Origin of the sequence: Brevibacterium salitolerans (genome assembly GCF_039531405.1) — a bacterium.
Taxonomy (GTDB): domain Bacteria; phylum Actinomycetota; class Actinomycetes; order Actinomycetales; family Brevibacteriaceae; genus Brevibacterium; species Brevibacterium salitolerans.
Map to the genome: position 1 here is coordinate 245,445 of NZ_BAAAPZ010000017.1, position 18,094 is coordinate 263,538.

Here is an 18,094-nt window from a genome sequence, read left to right on the forward strand (position 1 = left end):
ATCGAAGGAAGGGGGATCGAAGGGCGGGCGGGCTCGAGGCGAGGCCGCGGGGCGGAGGTCGTCACCGCGCCTGCAGGGACTGCGCGATGCGCGCGAGGACGGGTTCGAAGAAGGGGATCGGAAGATCATCGGCGACCGGATGCGCCCCGAAGAGGGCGATGACCGCCTCACGGTGCGGTGAGACGTACAGGCGCTGTCCGGAGCGGCCGCGGGCGACGAGCGCGCCCTCCCCGTCGAGCGGCAGCCACCAGGCCTGGGAGTAGGCGAGGACCGGGCGGCCGTCGGGGCGCCGGTCCCCCGTTCCCAGCACATCGCCCGCAGGCCCGTCCGGCACGCGGAAGAGACCGGCGACGAGGGAGGCGGGCAGCACCTGCGCACCTGCCGCCTGCCCTTCGCAGCGAAGCGTCTCACCGATCCGCGCAAGGTCCGAAAGCGTGCAGGAGAACCGGCCCGACACCAGTTCGCGGCCGGTCGTGTCGAGGGAGAACTGCGCGTCCTCCACGGCACCGATCCGCGAGTGGAGCAGGGCGGAGAGCAGCTCCGCGACGGGCTGTCCGGTCACCCTCCGCACCACCTCGCCCAGCGCCTCGGTGTTGCCGTTCTCATACCGGAAACGGACGCCGCCGGGCCCGTCCGCCCGGGTGGTCGCCAGCCGGTCCAGGAGAGTCCGCGGCCCGCTGTACCCCGCCGGCGGCTCCACCATCCCCACGGCCGCGAAGAACGCGCGCGCCTCCGTCTCCTTGTGGAACGGCCGGTCGCCGTAGCGCACCTGGGTGAGCATGTGCAGGCAGTGGTCCACCAGCGCCTCGCCCAGGCCCGTGCCGGCGAGTTCGGGCACGTAGCGGCGCACGGGCCGGTGCAGGTCGATCTCACCAGCGCGGACGAGGCTGATGAACAGCAGCGCGAAGACGGACTTCGAGATCGAGGCGGTCACGTGCAGATCGCGCGGACGGAGGCCGTGCCGGAACTCCTGGTGGACCGCGCGCCCCCGATGCAGGACGAGGAGTGCCGTGGAGTCCGCGCTGTCCAGGAATGCGGACAGCGGAACATCCTTCCCGTGCGGCCCGGGGACCGGGAGGCTCCCGAGTGCCGGGTCCGCGCCCGGGTCCGGCAGGGCAGCCGGAGGACCGTCGCCCCTGCGCACACGCCGCGTGCGCATGCGCTGCTCGTCGTCGATCATGTGCGCGCGGATGACGGCGGGATCCCGGAACCTCGCGGCGGGATCGCTCTGCGGCGCCTGGGCAGTGGTCATGACAGTGCGAATCCCTTCGCTCCGGGGATCGAGTCCAGCAGCGTCCGCGTGTACTCCTCAGCCGGAGCCGCGAACACGCTGTCCACCGGGCCGGTCTCGACGATCCGCCCGTGGCGCATGACGACGATGTCGTCGCAGACCTCCTGCGCGACCGCCAGGTTGTGGGTGATGAAGAGCATCGAGTGATCGGCGCCCTTCTCCCGGAGCTCCGCGAGCAGCCGGACCACCCCTGCCTGCACGGAGACGTCCAGGGCCGAGGTGATCTCGTCCGCGACGATGAGCTCGGGTCCGATCGCCAGGGCACGCGCGATCGCGATCCGCTGCCGCTGGCCGCCGGAGAACTCATGCGGATAGCGGCCGGCGAGCTCCGGATCGAGCTGCACCTCGGCGAGCACCCGCGCGATCTGCGCGGCATGCGACCGCACACTCCCTCGCCTGGGGTCGAAGGCCTCGGCGAGGGTCTGCCCCACCGTGCGCCGCGGGTTGAGGGAGGAGTAGGGGTCCTGCGGGACGTACTGGACCCTGCGGTACAGCGCATGCCGCTGGGCTCGCCGCGGCCGTGCGACGTCCTCGCCCACGACCTCGAGCTGCCCGCTGTCGATCCGCAGCATGCCGACGAGGGCCTTGGCCAGCGTCGACTTGCCGGAGCCCGACTCGCCCACGAGGCCCACCACCCGTCCGCGCTCCACCTCGAGGTCGATGTCCCTGAGCACGTGGTGGGAGCCGAAGCTCACGTTGAGCGCCCGGGTGCGGACCACCAGCGGAGCCGGATCCTTCCTGCCTGCGTGCATCATTCCTCCTCCGCGCCGGCGAGGATCCGCCCGCGTTCGGTGTCGATCTCCGGCACGGCGTCCAGCAGCGCCCGGGTGTAGGGATGGGAGACCTCGCCCCGGTCCAGCTGAGCGGCGGGGAGCTCCTCGACGACCTCCCCGCCGCGCATGACCACGACGCGGTCGCAGAGCTCCCGCACCACTCCCAGATCGTGCGAGATGAAGAGGATCGCGGTCCCCAGCCGCTCGCGCAGGGCCCGGAAGGCACGCAGCACCCCCACCTGCACGGTGACGTCGAGGGCTGTCGTCGGCTCGTCCGCGATGAGCAGGGAGGGACGGGTCACGACGGCGGCCGCGATCATCGCCCGCTGCCGCATCCCGCCGGACAGCTGATGCGGGTACTGCCGCATGCGCAGCTCCGGCTGCGTGATGCCCACCGCCTCGAGCGCCTCGATCACGGCGGCCCGTGCCTCCTTCCGGGGCACTCCCATGTGGGTGCGCAGGACCTCGGTGAGCTGCGGACCCATCGTGCGGGAGGGGGCGAAGGTGGTCCCGGGGTCCTGGTAGATGAGGGCGATCTGCCGTGCGAGCTCCGCGGCGGCAGGGCTGCCCAGCATATTCATCTCGCCCACGCGCAGCTCCTCGGCGCTCTGTCCGAGCTCGTCGGCGAGCAGACCGGCGACGGAGAGCGCCGTGAGCGACTTCCCGGATCCCGATTCGCCCACGATGCCGACGATCTCCCCGGGCTCGACGTGGAGATCCACGCCCCGGACGAGCGCGTCCCCGCCCTCGGGGGCGCTCACCCGCAGATCGCGCACCCGGACGAGCGCGGTGTCCCCCGGAGCGGGGACGGCCACGGCACTCGCGGCCCGGGGCCGGGGCGCCCAGCGGCGCGAGGCGCGCGGGTTCGCATGCGCGGCGAGCCCGTCCCCGATCAGCATCGCCGCGACCGAGGCGAGGACGATCATGACCGCAGGCCCCAGGGCCTCGGCCGGCTGGGTGTAGAGCGCCTCGAGACTGTCGTTGAGGAGGGACCCGAGGTCGTACTGCGGCTGCTGCACGCCGAGCCCCACGAAGGACAGCGCGGAGATCTCGACGAGGACCGTGGCGAAGATCGTCGTGGAGAGCACGAGCAGCGGCTCCGCCATCGAGGGGATCATGTGCCGGGTGGCGAGGTGCCACGAGCCCACCCCGAGGAACCGGCTCGAGAGGAAGTACTCGGCGCGGGCCGTGCGGCCGGCGAGATTGGCCGTGACCCTGGCGAAGCCGGGGATGCCCGCGATCCCGAGGGCGATGACGGCGGTGGTCGCCCCCGGCAGCAGGATCGCCGCGATGACGAGAGCGGTGATGAGGGTGGGGTAGGCGACCGCGGTCTCCAGCAGGCGCAGACACCATTCCCGCACTGCGCGCGGGGAGAGCCAGATCGCGACGCCCGCGGCGAGGCCGCCCAGCACGGAGATCGCCGTGGCGCACACGGTCATGACCAGAGTGAGACGGGTGGCGACCAGGACGCGGGCGAGGTTGTCCTGGCCGAAGTCGTTGGTGCCCAGCGGGTGCGCCCCGCCGGGCGGCAGCGCGACGTCGTCGGTGAACTGGTGCGCCTGCTGTGAGACGAGGAGCGGTGCGAACACGGCGACGAGCACGAGCGCCGCCATCACGACGACTCCGGCGGTGAAGGCCGGCTTCCAGAGTGTGCGTCTGCGTGCGGTCATCAGGCGGCCTCTCCGTCGAGGGTGCGGGGATCGACGAGCGCGAGGACGATGTCGACCACGAGGATGAGCAGGGTCGCGAGCACGCCCAGCAGGAGGATGATCCCCCGGATCACGGGGTAGTCCCGCTGGGTGATCGCCTGGACGATCCCGGTGCCGAGCCCGGGCCAGCTGAAGACCGTCTCCACGACCACTGCGCCGCCGAGCATCCCCGCGAGGATCAGACCGGAGAGGGTCAGCGTCGTGGTGAGGAGGCTGGGAAGCACGTAGCGGGACGTGATGTGCCACGTGCTCAGGCGCCATCCGCGCGCCGTGCGGACGTAGTCCTCCTCGAAGATCGACGCCGCCTCACGGCGCACGATGCGGGCGAGCGCGCAGGCCGGACCGATCATCACCGCGGCCGTGGGCAGGAGGAGCGAGGACAGGGTGGCGGCTCCGGACGCCGGCAGCCAGCCGAGGTGGATCGCGAAGACGTACACGAGCAGCGTCGCGAGCACGTAGTTGGGGACCGCGAAGACGAAGCTGGTCAGGGCGTTGAACACGTGGTCGACCCCCGGGCGGCGGCCGCCCCGGGTGAGCAGCGCCGCGCCGGTGCCCAGCGGCACGCTGATGAGCAGGGTGAGGCAGATGGCGATGAGGGCGATCTCCGCGGTGAACGGCAGCCGTGCGAACACCACCGAGGCGACGGGAGTGCCCGTGGCGAAGGAGGTGCCCAGGTCGAAGGTGAGCACTCCGCGGAGGTACTGCGCGAACTGCACGAGCAGCGGGGCGTCGAGGCCGAGGGACTCGCGCGTCCGCTCGATCTGCTCCGCCGTGGCGCCCTCCCCCGCGGCGACGACGGCGGGGTCGCCGGGCAGGAGCGGGACGATGAGGAACGTGATGAGCAGCAGGAGCGCGAACGACAGCAGCACTCCCCGCCCCTGCGCAGCGCGAACCGCGCCCACGGGTGAGCAGCCGGCCGGGACCGCTCCGCCCCCGGCGGACGGGTGCCGACCGATGCACCCGATGAGATGGCCAGCGCCATGAGCAACACCTCCTTGTGTCAGTGCGACGAGACATGCCGGTCGCGGCGCAGGAGGCCGGTTCGTCAGCATGTGTGTCAAGGAACATAATGTTGCTTTTCAGACAGCATGTCAAGATTTTGAAGCCGCGTGGCCTAGGCACGCAGAAGGCGCCCCCTCACGCGGAGGGGGCGCCAGATCGACCGGGAGGCACGGGTGAGGCGGGACAGAGCCGCACGCAGCGCCTGCGGCCACGGACGCCGCGGCTCGCCCCTTCTGCGGACGCGTCGCCGCCCGCAGAGGGAGGCGAGCCGCTCAGGGACCCGGGCTCGCCGGCTCCGCACTCAGCGGCTGCCCGAGCTCGCCCTTCGGCACCTCGGGCACGGCGTCGAATCCGCTCGCCCACATGCGGCCGTGGATCGAGAGGTCCGTGAGGATCCGCGCCACCTCCGCCGCGCTCATGGGAGGCACCTCGGGCTCCAGCCACCACTGGAGGACCGTCACCTGCTCCCCCACCCAGGCACGGGTGAGGATCTCCGGGTCCAGCCGGAACTGCGCCCCGGTGAGCTCCGCGCGCTTCTCGAAGATCGCCCGTGAGGACGCCGTGCGCTCGTCGACGAACCTCCGCAGGGCGATCCCGTTGCCCTCGCCCCGCAGGATCACCCGGTAGGCGTCCCGCTCCTCAGCCGCATGCTCGAAGAGGATGCGCACGGCATCGCCGGAGAAGTACGACCGCTCCCGGAGGCGGAGATCCGCCAGCCTCTCCCGCAGCCCCTCCTGCAGATCCAGGACGATCTGAGTGAGCAGGGCCTGCTTGTCCTTGAAGTAGGCGTAGAACGTCGCCCGGGAGATGTCCGCCTCCTCCGTGATGTCCTCGATCGTCACGGATTCGTATCCGCGCTCAAGGACGAGCGAGACGATCGCCTCCTTGAGCGCCCTCTTCGTCCTTCGCGTCCTGCGATTCTCCGCCATGGAATCTCCCCTCCGTCCCGTCAGCCCCACCTGCCGGCACCGGCAGGGGCCCTGCGCACCTGAATGCATCATCCCCTCTGGACGGCGGCGACCAAAGTTGTACACTGTGTCTGATTTTAGTCACACCGTCGTGAGGAGAAGACCCCCATGCTCAACCTCGGGTACTACATCGCCCGCGCAGCGCAGCACTGGCCGGACCGCGAGGCGCTCGTCGCCGGGGACCTCCGGCTCACGTTCGCCCAGCTGGACGCCCGCAGCACGGCTCTCGCCGGAGCACTCGCGGGCCTCGGCGCCGGACGGGGCACGCCGGTGGCCACCTATGCCGGGAACACGGGCGAACTCGTGGAGATCGAGGCGGCGCTGTACAGGCTCTCCGCCCTGCGGGTGCCGATCAACGCCCGTCTGGGAATCGAGGAGACGGCCCACATCCTCGGGGACGCGGGTGTCCGCGTGCTCTTCACGGACGAGGAGCACCGGGAGGCCGCGGCTGAGGCCATCACCCGCAGCGGCGCGCACACGCGCCTCGTGGTGCTCGGGGAGGACGGTCCGGAGGGCTATCGGAGCTTCCTCGCCTCAGGCGAGGGCACGCCCGCCGAGGCCGTCATGATCGACGCGGAGGAGTCCGATCCCTGCGTGCTCAACTTCACCTCGGGCTCCACCGGGAAGCTCAAGGCGGCGATCCAGACGGTGGGCAACCGCCTCGCGAACATGCGCAAGCGCCTCATGAGCCCCGGGGACGCCGCTGCCGAACCCCGCTACCTCGTCGCCGGCCCCATCACCCACGCCTCCGGCATGGGGATCCTCGCCGCACTCTCCCGCGGCACCACCATCGTCGTCCTGCCCCGCTGGGACCCTGCCGGATTCTTCCGGCTGGTGCGCGAGGAGAGGGTGACCTCGACCTTCGTCGTCCCGACGATGCTCCACTCCCTCCTGGACCACGGGGTCGACCGCGGCGACGTGGCGACGCTGGAGAGCCTCACCGTCGGCGGAGCCCCGGTCAGCCCGCAGCGTCTGCGGGAGGCGGTGGCGGCCTTCGGGCCGATCATCGCCCAGGGCTACGGCCAGGCCGAGACCACCAGCGGAGTGACCACCCTCAGCCGGGAGGACATCGTCCGCGGCATCGAGGAGGATCCGGAGATCCTGCTGTCCTGCGGGCGGGCGGTCTTCGACTCCGAGGTCGCGGTCCTCGACGACGCCGGCCGGCGGGTGCCCGCCGGCGAGCTGGGCGAGCTCGCCGTACGCGGGCCGGACTGCGTGCACGAGTACTGGGGCGCACCGGAGCTCACCGCGGAGACGTTCGTGAACGGCTGGGTGCGCACCGGCGACATCGCATACATCCGGCACGACGGCTACGTCTTCATCGTCGACCGGAAGAAGGACATGATCATCTCCGGCGGCTTCAACATCTACTCGACCGAGGTGGAGGCCGCGCTGTACGAGCATCCCGATGTGCACGAGGTCTGCGTGGTCGGCTCCCCGGACGCGCAGTGGGGCGAGGCCGTCACCGCGGTGGTGGTGCCGAAGGCCGGCGCCGCACCCACCCCTGAGTCCCTCATCGAGTTCTGCGGCACGCGCCTCGACCGCTTCAAGAAGCCGCGGCGCGTGGACTTCGTCTCCACGCTCCCGGTCAACCGCAACGGCAAGATCGACCGCAGGCAGGTCCGCGCAGGCTACTGGGCCGGCGCGGAGAGAGCCGTCTGAGCACGTCCGCCCACCCCTCCCCACCCGAATGGAGCACTCATGTCGTTCTCACTCGCACCCGACTACTCGAACCACCCGCTCGCAGAGACGGTGACCCACCTGCGGCGCTATCTCGACGGCGAGCTCGCGGAGTACGAGGCCCGCCTCGGCCTCGGGCCGGAGACGCCCTACGACCGCAGCGTGCTCGAGCCCGTGTGGAAGCGGGCGTACGAGCTCGGCTTCTACGGCGTGCATCTGCCCGAGGAGTACGGCGGGAAGGGACTGAGCCACTCCGAGCTCGCCGTCCTCAAGGAGGAGGTCGCGGCCTCCGGACGCGTCCTCTCCCAGAGCGTCCTGGGCGACATGGGCGGACCGCTGCGCGCGGGGGCGATCTTCCGGTACGCCACTCCGGAACAGGTGGAGCGCTACCTGCTCCCCGTGGTGCGCGGTGAGCGCGCCTGCTGCTTCTCGCTCACGGAGACGGACGCCGGTTCCAATGTGCGGGCCATGACCACGACCGCGACGCCGGACGGCGACGGATGGCGCATCGCGGGGAGGAAGGTGTTCTCCTCCGCAGGACCGTTCGCGGACTTCTCCGTGCTCATCGCCCGGATGGCGGGGACGGAGGAGGCCTACTCCGCCTTCCTCGTCGACCTCGACTCCCCCGGCGTACGCGTCCTGCCCGGTGAGACGCCCATGTCCGGCCAGCACATCGAGGCGGACATCGAGCTCACGAACGTGCGCGTGGAGCGGAGCCAGCTGCTGGGCGAGGAGGGCCGGGGACTGCGGATCGGCCTGGGGCGGGTGACGACCAACAGGCTCCTGCACTGCCCCTCCGTCCTCGGCCAGGTGCGACGGGTCCTCACGCTCACGCTGGACTTCGTCTCCTCCCGGCAGGTGGCCGCCGGACTCATGTCCGGCCTCCAGTCCGTGCAGCACACGCTCGCGGAGATGACCACCGACTACTATGCGGCGCGCTCGATGACCTACGACGCGCTCGCCGCGCTCGACCGGGGTGAGGACATCATGCCCGAGGCATTTATGTGCAAGCTCTTCGTCGCGCAGAAGGCCTTCTCCATCGTCGACATGGCGCTGCAGCTCCACGGCAAGGCCGGGATGGTCCACGGCGCGGAGATCGAGTGGATCTGGCGGAAGGTGCGGATGTTCCGCATGCTCACCGGTTCGGACGAGATCCAGAAGAACGGCATCGCAAAGGCGCTGCTGCAGGGCTGAGGCCTCAGCCGCCCGCCGCCGAGTGGTGCCTGCCCAGGGGCAGGACCAGCGGCCGACCGGAGACGGGATCGCCGATCACACGGGAGCGCAGGCCGAACACCTGCTGCACGGTCTCCTCCGTGAGCACCTCCTCGCTGGTCCCCTGGGCGTGCACGGTGCCCCCGTGGACCGCGACGAGCCGGTCGGCGTACCGGGCGGCGAGATTGAGGTCGTGCAGCACCATCACGATCGTGGTGCCCTCGCTCCGGTTAAGGTCGGTGAGGAGGTCCAGCACCTCGACCTGGTGGGTGACGTCGAGGAACGTGGTGGGCTCGTCGAGGAGCAGCAGCGCGGACTGCTGCGCGAGCACCATCGCGATCCACACCCGCTGCCGCTGTCCGCCGGAGAGCTCGTCCACCGGCCGCTCGGCGAGGTCCGCGGTGCCGGTGCGCAGCAGGGCACGGGCCACGGCCTCGTCGTCCGCCGCGGTCCAGCGGGCGAAGAGGCCCTGGTGGGGATGCCGTCCGCGGCCCACGAGATCGGAGACGACGATCCCCTCCGGCGCCAGCGGGGACTGCGGGAGCAGTCCCAGCACCCGCGCCACCTCCTTCGTGGGCAGTGCGTGGATGGACTTCCCGTCCAGCAGCACGGTGCCCTCGGCCGGAGCGAGCAGCCGCGCCAGGGATTTGAGCAGCGTGGACTTGCCGCACCCGTTCGCACCCACGATCACCGTGATCTGCCCGGGCTCCAGCTCGAGGTCGAGGTCCGAGATGACCGAGCGGTCGCCGTAGGTGAGGCTCAGACCGCTGGCCCGGAGCGAATGGTGTGCGGCGGGCCCGGCCTGCGCCCGGACGTCCTTCCCTGCGGTCACTGGGATCCTCCTGTCACGCCGGAGCGCGCGCTCCGGCTCGTCCGGGCGAGCAGATAGATGAGATAGGGCGCTCCGACCACGCCCGTGACGACGCCCACCGGGAAGCGGACCCCGGTGGCGAACTGCCCTGCGAAGTCCGCGGCGAGCACCAGCAGCGCGCCCACCAGGGCCGCCGGCAGCAGCGGCGGGCCCGCGCCGCGCAGGAAGCGCGCGGCGATCGGACCGGCGAGGAACGAGACGAAGGCGATGGGCCCGGCCGCCGCCGTCGCGAAGGCGATGAGGACCACCGCCAGCACGATGAGCATGATCCGCGTCCGCTCCACCGGCACACCCAGGGCCGCCGAGGCCTCCTCCCCCATGCGCAGCGTGTCCAGCCGGCGCGAGAGCAGGAACAGCCCCGGGCCGGCGAGGAACACCGCGCACAGCAGGGGCAGCGTCTGCTCCCATGTCGAGTTCTGCAGGTTCCCGTGCAGCCAGCGCGTCGCCACCTGGAGGTCCCACTGCGCCGCTCGCGCCAGCGTCCAGGAGACGAAGGCCTTGAGCATCGCCGCGATCCCGATCCCCATGAGGATGAGCCGCGTGCCGGACATGCCGCCGCGGTAGGACAGCGCATAGATGAGGCCCGCCGTACCGAGCGCGGCGAGGGTCGCCACCAGCGAGACCGCGGTCTCCGAGAGCGAGAGGACGACGATGGAGAAGACCGCGGCCGCCGAGGCCCCGGAGGTGATGCCGATGATGTCCGGGCTCGCGAGCGGATTGCCGAGCATCGTCTGGAACGTCGCCCCCGCCATGCCGAACGCCGCACCGGCCAGCAGCCCCGTGGCCGCCCGCGGCAGCCGGAGCTCGCCCACCGTGAAGCTGGCGCCCGGCACGGTCCGTCCCGCGAGCACGCGCAGCACCTCCCCCGGCGAATACGCGGTGTGGCCGCACATGAGCGAGACGGCGAGCATGGCGGCGACGAGCAGCGACAGGCCCAGGCACACGCACGCGTACCTGCGCCTCCGCGAGCGCCGGCCCGCTGCGACGGCCGCGGTGGCGGAGCCCAGGGGGCTGCCCGCGTCCGGGGGGCCGGCGTTCACGTGACCCGGGCCCTCGGTGCGTGCGACCACGGTGCGTGCGACCACGGTGCGTGTGACCGCGGCGCGCGTGGCCTGTGCGTTCGACGACCGGCCGCTCACAGTTCACGCACCTTCATGCGACGCACGATGAGGATGAAGACGGGCGCACCCACGAAGGCCGTCACGATGCCCACCTCGAGCTCCTCCGGACGCGTGACCACGCGCCCCAGCACGTCCGCGACCGTCAGCAGCACCGCACCCGCGAGGGCGGACAGCGGCAGCAGCCAGCGGTGGTCGGGACCGAACAGCAGCCGGCACACGTGCGGAACCACCAGGCCGACGAACCCGATCGGACCGGCCACCGCGGTCGAGGCCCCGCACAGGATGACGGCGCCCGCCGAGGCGAGGATCCGCGTGCGCCCCACGCTCACCCCCAGCCCGCGGGCCATCTCATCGCCCAGTGCGAGCGAGTTGAGGCCTCGGGCGGAGAGGACCGAGAGCACGAAGCCCACCAGCAGGAACGGAACGACGCGGGCGAGCGACTCGTAGGTGCCGCCGCCCACTCCGCCGATCTCCCAGAAGCGGAACATGTCCATCACCTGAGCGCGCGGCAGGATGATCGCCGAGGAGAGCGAGGACAGCGCGATGGTCGTCGCCGCTCCCGCCAGCGCCAGCTTGAGCGGCGTGGAGCCGCCGCCTCCCATCGAACCGATCGTGTACACGAGGACGCCGGTGAGGGCCGCACCGGTGAGCGCCACCCAGATGTACCCGTGCGGACTGCTGAGTCCGAAGAACGTGATCCCGACGACGACCGCGAGCGCGGCCCCGTTGTTGATGCCGAAGATCGTCGGGTCCGCGAGCGGATTGCGGGTCACTCCCTGGAGGACGGCGCCCGCCGTGCCGAGGGCGGCACCCACGAGGAGGGCCAGCAGGGTGCGCGGGATGCGCTTGGCGACGGCGGCCTGCGCGACGGTGTCCTGCGCGCCGCCGAGCGCGGAGAGGATGTCGTCGAACCCGACGGTCCTCGCGCCGAACGCCACCGAGGCCAGGGCCGCCAGGACGAGGACCGCGACGATCCCGGCGAGCGCGAGAACCCGCACGGTGGGCGCAGGACCGGAGCGCGATTCCTCCGCGCCGTCCCGCAGCTCTTCCGCCCGTGCGTCCCGGGCCGGCGCCTCCGCCCGTGCGCCCGCCGCCTGCGTGCCGCCGGTCCCCGCGCCCGTCTGCGTCACCGGCTCTGCGCGGCCGCGGCGTCGACGGCGTCCAGTGCGTCGTCCATGTGCGCGGACTCGATGTTGAGCGGCGAGGGGTTGAGCGCGGCCGCCACGGGGCCGTCGGCCGGGATCTTCGCGATCGCGCCCTGCTCCACCGCAGGGATCTTCTTCAGCAGCGCGTCACCGGTGAGGAGGTCGGCCGCCTCGGCGTCCCCGCCGTAGGTGAGGACGACGTCGACGTCGGAGAAGGAGTCCGCCGCGGTCTCAGCGGACTCGGAGAACATGAATTCCTCGGTCTCCTCGCTGCGCTTCGCCACGGCCGCCGGCGTCTCCATGCCCAGCTCCTCGAGGAAGGCCACCCGGGGGTCATGGGTGGTGTAGAGGGAGATCGAGCTCAGATCCGTCGGCTCGGCGTAGACGTAGGCGCCGGCCGCACCGGCCAGGTGCTCTCGCGCCTGCGCCTTCTCGTCGATGACGCCCTCGAGCCGGGAGATCTCCTCCTCGGCCTCGGCCTCCTTGCCCAGCGCCTGACCGTCGATGCGCAGGGTGTCCTGCCAGGTGCTGCCCCAGGGGGTGTCCGGGTAGGCCGCCACCGGGGCGATCTTGCTGAGCGTGTCGTACTCCTCCTGGGTGAGTCCCGAGTAGCCGGCCAGGATGACATCGGGCTGGGCGTCCGCGATGGCCTCGAAGTCGATGCCGTCGGTGGGATCGTAGGTCGCCGGCATCTCCGCGCCCATCTCCTCCACCTTGTCCTCGACCCAGGGCAGGACGCCGTTGCCGTCGTCGTCGCCCCACGTCGCCTTCTCCATGATCACGGGGACGACCCCGAGGGCGAGCGCCGCCTCGTGGTTGCCCCAGGCCACGGAGGCAACGCGCTCCGGCGGGGCCTCGACAGTGGTCTCGCCGAAGGCGTGCTCGACGGTGACGGGGAAGCCCTCGCCCGAGGCCGCCCCGGAGTCCTCCTCCGCAGCTCCGGACCCGGAGCAGGCGGAGAGGACGAGTGCGGACGCGGCGAGGGCCGCAGCGGTGCCGTGGACGGTGCGGCGAGTGGTGTGCATGAGCGGTCGTCTCCTCGGGGCCTCGGCGGCCCTCATCAGAACTGCATTAGGAAAGATCATCATGCTCGAAGTCGAGCGACGCGAGCACGGAGGACAGCGTACATCATTAGGGTAGGCTTGCCTTAATTTGTTCGAGATGCGCAGGAGTGCCGCCGCGCGTCTCAGCGCTCCCGGGCGGCAGGAACGGCAGGTCGTCCTGCGACCTCGCCCGGCTCCGCACTGATCGCTCGATCTGTTGCGAGGGTCGCACTGCTCGTACACACTGTGCTCCAGGTCACTGCGCAGTCTGCTGTGACCGGGCCGGCACCTCGGCCCCGATGTCCATCGACACAACGGAGTGGTTATGACAGATCACAGACCTCCGGAGAGCGTCTCCCCCGGCGGCCCGCCGGCGGGAGGCCCGGGCGTCGACTACGTCGCCGTGCAGGAGTCCCCTGCCTTCAGCGGCCTTCGGCGCACCCACCGCAGCTTCGTCTTCCCCCTGGCGGTGTTCTTCCTCCTCTGGTACGCGGCCTATGTCCTCCTGGGCGCCTATGCCCACGAATTCATGGCCCGGCCCGTGTTCGGCACGATCAACATGGGCATCCTCCTGGGGCTCCTGCAGTTCGTCACGACGTTCGTCATCACCACCGCCTACGTCATGTACGCCAACCGCCGCCTCGACCCGCAGGCCGAGGCGATCCGCGCTGACCTGGAGAAGCAGGAGGCCGCCGCATGACTCAGGCACTCGCACAGCCCGTCCTCGCACAGGCCGCGGAGACGACGGAGAACAACCCCGTCCTCAACATCTCCATCTTCCTGGCGTTCGTCGCCGTCACGCTGGTGATCGTGTTCCGCGCGAGCAGGAACAACAAGTCCGCCGCTGACTACTATGCGGGCGGCCGCTCCTTCAGCGGCACGCAGAACGGCTTCGCCATCGCCGGCGACTACCTCTCCGCCGCCTCGTTCCTGGGCATCGTGGGAGCGATCGCCCTCAACGGCTACGACGGATTCCTCTACTCGATCGGCTTCCTCGTGGCCTGGCTGGTGGCGCTGCTGCTGGTCGCGGAGCTCATGCGCAACACCGCCAAATTCACGATGGCGGACGTGCTCTCGTTCCGCCTCAAGCAGCGCCCCGTGCGCATGGCCGCGGCCATCACGACCCTCGCGGTCTGCTTCTTCTACCTGCTCGCCCAGATGGCCGGGGCCGGCGGCCTCGTCTCACTCCTCCTGGGCGTGGACTCCAGCGTGGGGCAGTCCGTGGTGGTGGCCGTCGTGGGCGCCGTGATGATCCTCTACGTGCTGATCGGCGGCATGAAGGGCACCACCTGGGTCCAGATCATCAAGGCGGTGCTCCTCATCGCCGGCGTCTTCGTCATGACGATCTGGGTGCTGGCGCTCAAGGGCTTCGACTTCAGCGCGCTGCTGGACCAGGCGGTGGAGATGTCGCCGCACGGCGAGGCCCTCCTGGCTCCGGGCATCCAGTACGGAGCGCTGCCCATCGACTTCGTGTCCCTGGCGCTCGCGCTCGTGCTGGGCACGGCGGGGCTGCCGCACGTGCTCATGCGCTTCTACACCGTCCCCACGGCACGCGAGGCGCGCAAGTCCGTCGTCTGGGCGATCTGGCTGATCGGCGTCTTCTACCTCTTCACCCTGGTGCTGGGCTACGGTGCCGCGGCGCTGGTGGGCCCCGAGGTCATCTCCGCGGCGCCCGGCGGGCAGAACTCCGCCGCTCCGCTGCTGGCGCAGGCACTGGGCGGACCGCTGCTCATGGGCTTCATCTCCGCCGTGGCCTTCGCCACCATCCTCGCGGTGGTCGCCGGCCTCACCATCACCGCCTCGGCGTCGTTCGCCCACGACATCTACAACAGCGTGTTCAGGAAGGGGAAGGCGGACCAGAAGCAGGAGGTGAAGGTCGCGAAGATCACGGTGCTGGTGATCGGTGCCATCTCGATCATCGGCGGGATCGGCGTGCAGGGTCAGAACGTCGCCTTCCTGGTGGCGCTGGCCTTCGCCGTGGCGGCGAGCGCCAACCTGCCCACCATCCTCTACTCCCTCTACTGGAAGCGATTCACCACGCGGGGCGCGGTGTGGAGCATGTACGGCGGACTCATCAGCTGCGTCCTGCTCATCACCTTCTCCCCCGTGGTCTCCGGCTCCGAGACCTCGATGCTGGGGGCCGGGGTGGACTTCGCGCTCTTCCCGCTGTCCAATCCGGGCATCGTCTCGATCCCCCTGGGCTTCCTGCTGGGCTGGCTGGGCTCCCTCACGGACTCCGGCACGGAGAGCCCGGAGCTCGCCGCGGAAATGGAGGTGCGAGAGCTCACCGGCCACGGCGCGGAGCCGCCCGTGGAGCACTGAGCGTCTGGGGCCCGGCCGCCGGGGCTCCAGCCGCCGGGCCTTCGACCGCGCTCCCGTTCTCGAGTGCCCACGTCACCCAGCCGTTCTCGCTGAACCGCTCGGGCGACGTGGGCACTCGTCCGCGCCCGCCTCTCCACCGGTGCCCCTCCCCTGGCAGACTGGGGAGGATGACCACCGCACCGCTCCCGCCCCTCTCCCCCCTCCGTCCGCGCTCCTCGGACGGACAGCCCCCCGTGGGTGGCCCTCATCCGGGAAGCCCGGAGGCCGGGAGCAGCCTGCGTTGAGTGCGGCCGTCCTGTGCATGGTGCTCACTGCGGCCGTGCTCCACGCCGTCTGGAACATCGCCGCCAAGCGGGCGGACGGCTCCGGCGCCCTGTTCGTGTGGGCGTACCAGGCGGCGGGGGCGGTGCTGCTCACCGGCCCGGCGGCGGTGCTGCTCCTCCGGGATCCGGAGGCTCTCACACCTCGCGTCCTCGCCGCGGCCGTCGTGACGGCGCTCCTCCACATCGGCTACGGCGTGAGCCTGCAGAAGGGATATGCGCAGGGAGACCTCTCCGTCGTCTATCCCGTCGCCAGGGGCACGGGACCCGCGCTCACACTCCTCATCGCGGTCGCGGTGCTGGGCGAACGACCCGGAGTGTGGGCGGCGGCGGGTGCGGTGGGCATCGTCGCGGGCATCGTCATCGTGACCCTGCAGGGCCGTTCGTCCGTCTCGGGCTCCCCCGACCCAGCCACGCTGCGACGGGGGCTCCTGTGGGGCCTGCTCACCGGCGCATTCATCGCCGGCTACACCCTCTGGGACGATCATGTGGTGGGCGCCGGGGAGGTGAGCCCGGTCCTCTACTTCTGGCTGTGCAGCGCGCTGCAGGCCCTCCTGCTGGGACCGGTGGCCGTGCGCAGGCGCAGCGAGCTGCGCGGCCTCCTCACCCGGCGGTGGGGCACCGTGCTCACCGTGGGCGTGCTGTCACCGGCCGCCTACATCCTCGTGCTCTTCGCCATGCAGCAGGCTCCGGTCTCGCTCATCGCGCCGCTGCGGGAGACGAGCGTGGTGATCGGACTCGTCCTCGCCCGCATCCTCTTCGGCGAACGGGGGCTGGCCTCCCGGCTCGCGGGTGCGGCGCTGGTGGTGGCCGGGGTGGCCCTCATCGCAGCGGGCTGAGTCCCGCTGCGATGAGGGCAGTGAGTCCGGGCGGCCCGGGCTCTCACGCGGTCAGATCCAGAGTGCAGGATCCGTGAGCACGCCGTCCGGAGTGAGATGCCCCTCCTCGTCGGCGGGACGGGAACGCGGGAACTTCACCTGGGCCGGCACACCCACCGCGGTGGCTCCGGCCGGGACGTCCCGGACGACCACCGCATTGGCCCCCACGGCGGATTCGGCGCCGAGGACCACGGGGCCGATCACCTTGGCGCCGGAGCCGATCACCACGCCGTCCTCGACGGTGGGGTGCCGCTTCTCCTGCTTCATGGACCGGCCGCCCAGGGTCACCTGGTGGTAGAGCATGACGTCGTCGCCGATCTCCGCCGTCTCCCCGATCACCACGCCGTTGGCGTGGTCGATGAAGAAGCGGCGGCCGATCCTGGCGCCGGGATGGATCTCCACGCCGGTGAGCGTCCGGACCGCCTGTGAGAGCAGCCGAGCCGGGGCCTGTCCGCGGCCCGCGGGCAGGTTCCACATCCGATGGAGCCCGCGGTGGGCCCAGATCGCGTGGAGGCCGGGGTAGGAGGCCGCGATCACGAGGTCGTTGCGAGCGGCCGGGTCGCGTCGTCGTGCGGTGTCAAGGTCCTCGCGCAGCGTCTGCCGGACGGCGGGGCGGGACAGCCCGTAGGCGGCCGCCGCACCCGCGACCAGGAGCGCGCCGCGCAGGGCCGTGCGGCCCAGTCCGCGCAGTGGTGCACTCATGAGGAGATCACGCGTCCATGTACTCCGCGAACAGCGGGGTGGTGAGGTACCGCTCACCGAAGTCCGGGAGGACGACGACGACGCGCTTGCCCTGGAACTCCGGACGGGAGGCGACGGCCTCGGCCGCAGAGAGCGCTGCACCGGAGGAGATGCCCACGAGGAGGCCTTCGTCCTTGGCGAGCTGGCGTGCGGTGGTGAACGCGACCTCGTTCTCCACGGCCTGGACCTCGTCGTAGATCTCCGTGTCGAGCACCTCGGGCACGAAGTTGGCACCGATCCCCTGGATCATGTGGGGACCGGCCTCGCCCTTGCTCAGGAGCGGCGACGCGGCGGGCTCCACGGCGACGAGGTGTGCCTTCACACCGGCATTCCGGAACGCCCGGCCCACCCCGGTGAGGGTGCCGCCGGTGCCGATGCCCGCGACGAACACGTCGACGGAGCCGTCCGTGTCCGCGAGGATCTCCGGTCCGGTCGTCGCCTCGTGGATGGCGGCGTTGGCCTGGTTGGCGAACTGACGGACGAGGACGGCGCCCTCCGCGGCGAGGGACTCCGCCTTCTCCACCGCACCGCGCATGCCCTCGGCCTTGGGCGTGAGCTCGAGGGTCGCACCGAACGCGCGCAGCAGCGCACGGCGCTCCTTGGACATCGACTCCGGCATCGTGAGGATCACGGTGTATCCGCGGGCCGCTCCCACCATCGCCAGCGCGATGCCGGTATTGCCGCTGGTGGCCTCCACGATGGTGCCGCCGGGCTGCAGCTGGCCGGACTTCTCCGCCGCGTCGATCATGGCGACGCCGATCCTGTCCTTGACGGAGTTGGCCGGGTTGGCGGACTCCAGCTTGGCCACGATCTCCGCACCGGTGCGCTCGCTGGCCTTGTTGAGGCGGACCAGAGGGGTCCCGCCCACGATCTGTGTGACATCAGAGTGAATGGTCATAAGTCCTTCTTCCGTTCCTTCGCGGTTGGGCCGCTGGCTGCGGTCCCGTGAGGTCCCGCCCCCTGTGCGCCTGCTGCCGGACGACCGGTGGCGAGCGCACGGTGGGACGGGCGCAGATGG

Annotated in this window: 16 protein-coding genes; 5 read left to right on the plus strand and 11 right to left on the minus strand. The window is 71.2% G+C overall.

What is annotated here, in order from left to right:
- Positions 1-61: 61 nt before the first annotated feature.
- From ABD240_RS14320 to ABD240_RS14340, 5 genes are all read right to left on the minus strand, one after another.
- Positions 62-1,252 carry a serine hydrolase domain-containing protein gene (locus ABD240_RS14320; protein ID WP_344337989.1) on the minus strand — a complete coding sequence of 397 codons (1,191 nt, stop codon included), beginning with the start codon at positions 1,250-1,252 and terminating at the stop codon, positions 62-64.
- Positions 1,249-2,043, minus strand: a complete 795-nt coding sequence (locus ABD240_RS14325; RefSeq protein ID WP_344337991.1) for an ABC transporter ATP-binding protein — start codon at positions 2,041-2,043, stop codon at positions 1,249-1,251. The genes ABD240_RS14320 and ABD240_RS14325 overlap by 4 nt, the downstream gene beginning before the upstream one ends.
- Entirely contained in the window at positions 2,043-3,734 is a 1,692-nt protein-coding gene (locus tag ABD240_RS14330; protein WP_344337993.1) for a dipeptide/oligopeptide/nickel ABC transporter permease/ATP-binding protein, read from the minus strand. The genes ABD240_RS14325 and ABD240_RS14330 overlap by 1 nt, the downstream gene beginning before the upstream one ends.
- Complete coding sequence (locus ABD240_RS14335; protein ID WP_344337995.1) at positions 3,734-4,642, minus strand: ABC transporter permease; 909 nt, start codon at positions 4,640-4,642, stop codon at positions 3,734-3,736. The genes ABD240_RS14330 and ABD240_RS14335 overlap by 1 nt, the downstream gene beginning before the upstream one ends.
- 405 nt (positions 4,643-5,047) lie before the next feature.
- Positions 5,048-5,704 carry a TetR/AcrR family transcriptional regulator gene (locus ABD240_RS14340; RefSeq protein ID WP_291799494.1) on the minus strand — a complete coding sequence of 219 codons (657 nt, stop codon included), beginning with the start codon at positions 5,702-5,704 and terminating at the stop codon, positions 5,048-5,050.
- A 147-nt stretch (positions 5,705-5,851) separates the two neighbouring features.
- Here ABD240_RS14340 and ABD240_RS14345 point away from each other — a divergent pair, with 147 nt between their 5' ends.
- Complete coding sequence (locus ABD240_RS14345; protein WP_291799496.1) at positions 5,852-7,405, plus strand: AMP-binding protein; 1,554 nt, start codon at positions 5,852-5,854, stop codon at positions 7,403-7,405.
- A 39-nt stretch (positions 7,406-7,444) separates the two neighbouring features.
- The gene (locus ABD240_RS14350; RefSeq protein WP_344337998.1) at positions 7,445-8,617 is read left to right on the plus strand and encodes an acyl-CoA dehydrogenase family protein; all 1,173 of its coding nucleotides are present in this window, start codon (positions 7,445-7,447) and stop codon (positions 8,615-8,617) included.
- A gap of 4 nt (positions 8,618-8,621) precedes the next feature.
- Here the strand turns inward: ABD240_RS14350 and ABD240_RS14355 are convergent, their stop codons facing one another.
- From ABD240_RS14355 to ABD240_RS14370, 4 genes are all read right to left on the minus strand, one after another.
- Positions 8,622-9,467, minus strand: coding sequence for an ABC transporter ATP-binding protein (locus tag ABD240_RS14355; protein ID WP_291798898.1), 846 nt, complete (start codon positions 9,465-9,467; stop codon positions 8,622-8,624).
- Positions 9,464-10,546 (minus strand): FecCD family ABC transporter permease, encoded by a 1,083-nt coding sequence (locus ABD240_RS14360; RefSeq protein WP_425547042.1) that lies wholly within the window; start codon positions 10,544-10,546, stop codon positions 9,464-9,466. The genes ABD240_RS14355 and ABD240_RS14360 overlap by 4 nt, the downstream gene beginning before the upstream one ends.
- A gap of 95 nt (positions 10,547-10,641) precedes the next feature.
- Complete coding sequence (locus ABD240_RS14365) at positions 10,642-11,670, minus strand: FecCD family ABC transporter permease (RefSeq protein WP_425547044.1); 1,029 nt, start codon at positions 11,668-11,670, stop codon at positions 10,642-10,644.
- 83 nt (positions 11,671-11,753) lie between these two features.
- Entirely contained in the window at positions 11,754-12,797 is a 1,044-nt protein-coding gene (locus ABD240_RS14370; protein WP_291798903.1) for an ABC transporter substrate-binding protein, read from the minus strand.
- A 343-nt stretch (positions 12,798-13,140) separates the two neighbouring features.
- On the opposite strand from ABD240_RS14370, the gene ABD240_RS14375 reads away from it, so the two are divergent.
- From ABD240_RS14375 to ABD240_RS14385, 3 genes are all read left to right on the plus strand, one after another.
- On the plus strand, positions 13,141-13,515 hold the full coding sequence (locus tag ABD240_RS14375; protein WP_291798906.1) for a DUF485 domain-containing protein: 375 nt from the start codon (positions 13,141-13,143) through the stop codon (positions 13,513-13,515).
- Positions 13,512-15,137: a solute symporter family protein gene (locus tag ABD240_RS14380; protein WP_291798909.1), complete on the plus strand. Its 1,626-nt coding sequence runs from the start codon at positions 13,512-13,514 to the stop codon at positions 15,135-15,137. Before ABD240_RS14375 ends, ABD240_RS14380 begins: the two co-directional genes overlap by 4 nt.
- Positions 15,138-15,417: 280 nt before the next feature.
- Positions 15,418-16,296 (plus strand): DMT family transporter, encoded by an 879-nt coding sequence (locus ABD240_RS14385; RefSeq protein ID WP_344338002.1) that lies wholly within the window; start codon positions 15,418-15,420, stop codon positions 16,294-16,296.
- Between the two features lie 51 nt (positions 16,297-16,347).
- Here the strand turns inward: ABD240_RS14385 and epsC are convergent, their stop codons facing one another.
- Complete coding sequence (gene epsC, locus ABD240_RS14390; RefSeq protein ID WP_291798914.1) at positions 16,348-17,037, minus strand: serine O-acetyltransferase EpsC; 690 nt, start codon at positions 17,035-17,037, stop codon at positions 16,348-16,350.
- Between the two features lie 7 nt (positions 17,038-17,044).
- Positions 17,045-17,974, minus strand: coding sequence for a cysteine synthase A (gene cysK, locus ABD240_RS14395; RefSeq protein WP_291798917.1), 930 nt, complete (start codon positions 17,972-17,974; stop codon positions 17,045-17,047).
- Positions 17,975-18,094 lie beyond the last annotated feature (120 nt).

Coding starts and splice junctions, on each gene's coding strand:
- ABD240_RS14320 (WP_344337989.1), bottom strand. CDS start 1,252: ATGACCACTGCCCAGGCGCCGCAGAGCGATCCCGCCGCGAGGTTCCGG.
- ABD240_RS14325 (WP_344337991.1), bottom strand. CDS start 2,043: ATGCACGCAGGCAGGAAGGATCCGGCTCCGCTGGTGGTCCGCACCCGG.
- ABD240_RS14330 (WP_344337993.1), bottom strand. CDS start 3,734: ATGACCGCACGCAGACGCACACTCTGGAAGCCGGCCTTCACCGCCGGA.
- ABD240_RS14340 (WP_291799494.1), bottom strand. CDS start 5,704: ATGGCGGAGAATCGCAGGACGCGAAGGACGAAGAGGGCGCTCAAGGAG.
- ABD240_RS14345 (WP_291799496.1), top strand. CDS start 5,852: ATGCTCAACCTCGGGTACTACATCGCCCGCGCAGCGCAGCACTGGCCG.
- ABD240_RS14350 (WP_344337998.1), top strand. CDS start 7,445: ATGTCGTTCTCACTCGCACCCGACTACTCGAACCACCCGCTCGCAGAG.
- ABD240_RS14370 (WP_291798903.1), bottom strand. CDS start 12,797: ATGCACACCACTCGCCGCACCGTCCACGGCACCGCTGCGGCCCTCGCC.
- ABD240_RS14375 (WP_291798906.1), top strand. CDS start 13,141: ATGACAGATCACAGACCTCCGGAGAGCGTCTCCCCCGGCGGCCCGCCG.
- ABD240_RS14380 (WP_291798909.1), top strand. CDS start 13,512: ATGACTCAGGCACTCGCACAGCCCGTCCTCGCACAGGCCGCGGAGACG.
- epsC (WP_291798914.1), bottom strand. CDS start 17,037: ATGAGTGCACCACTGCGCGGACTGGGCCGCACGGCCCTGCGCGGCGCG.
- cysK (WP_291798917.1), bottom strand. CDS start 17,974: ATGACCATTCACTCTGATGTCACACAGATCGTGGGCGGGACCCCTCTG.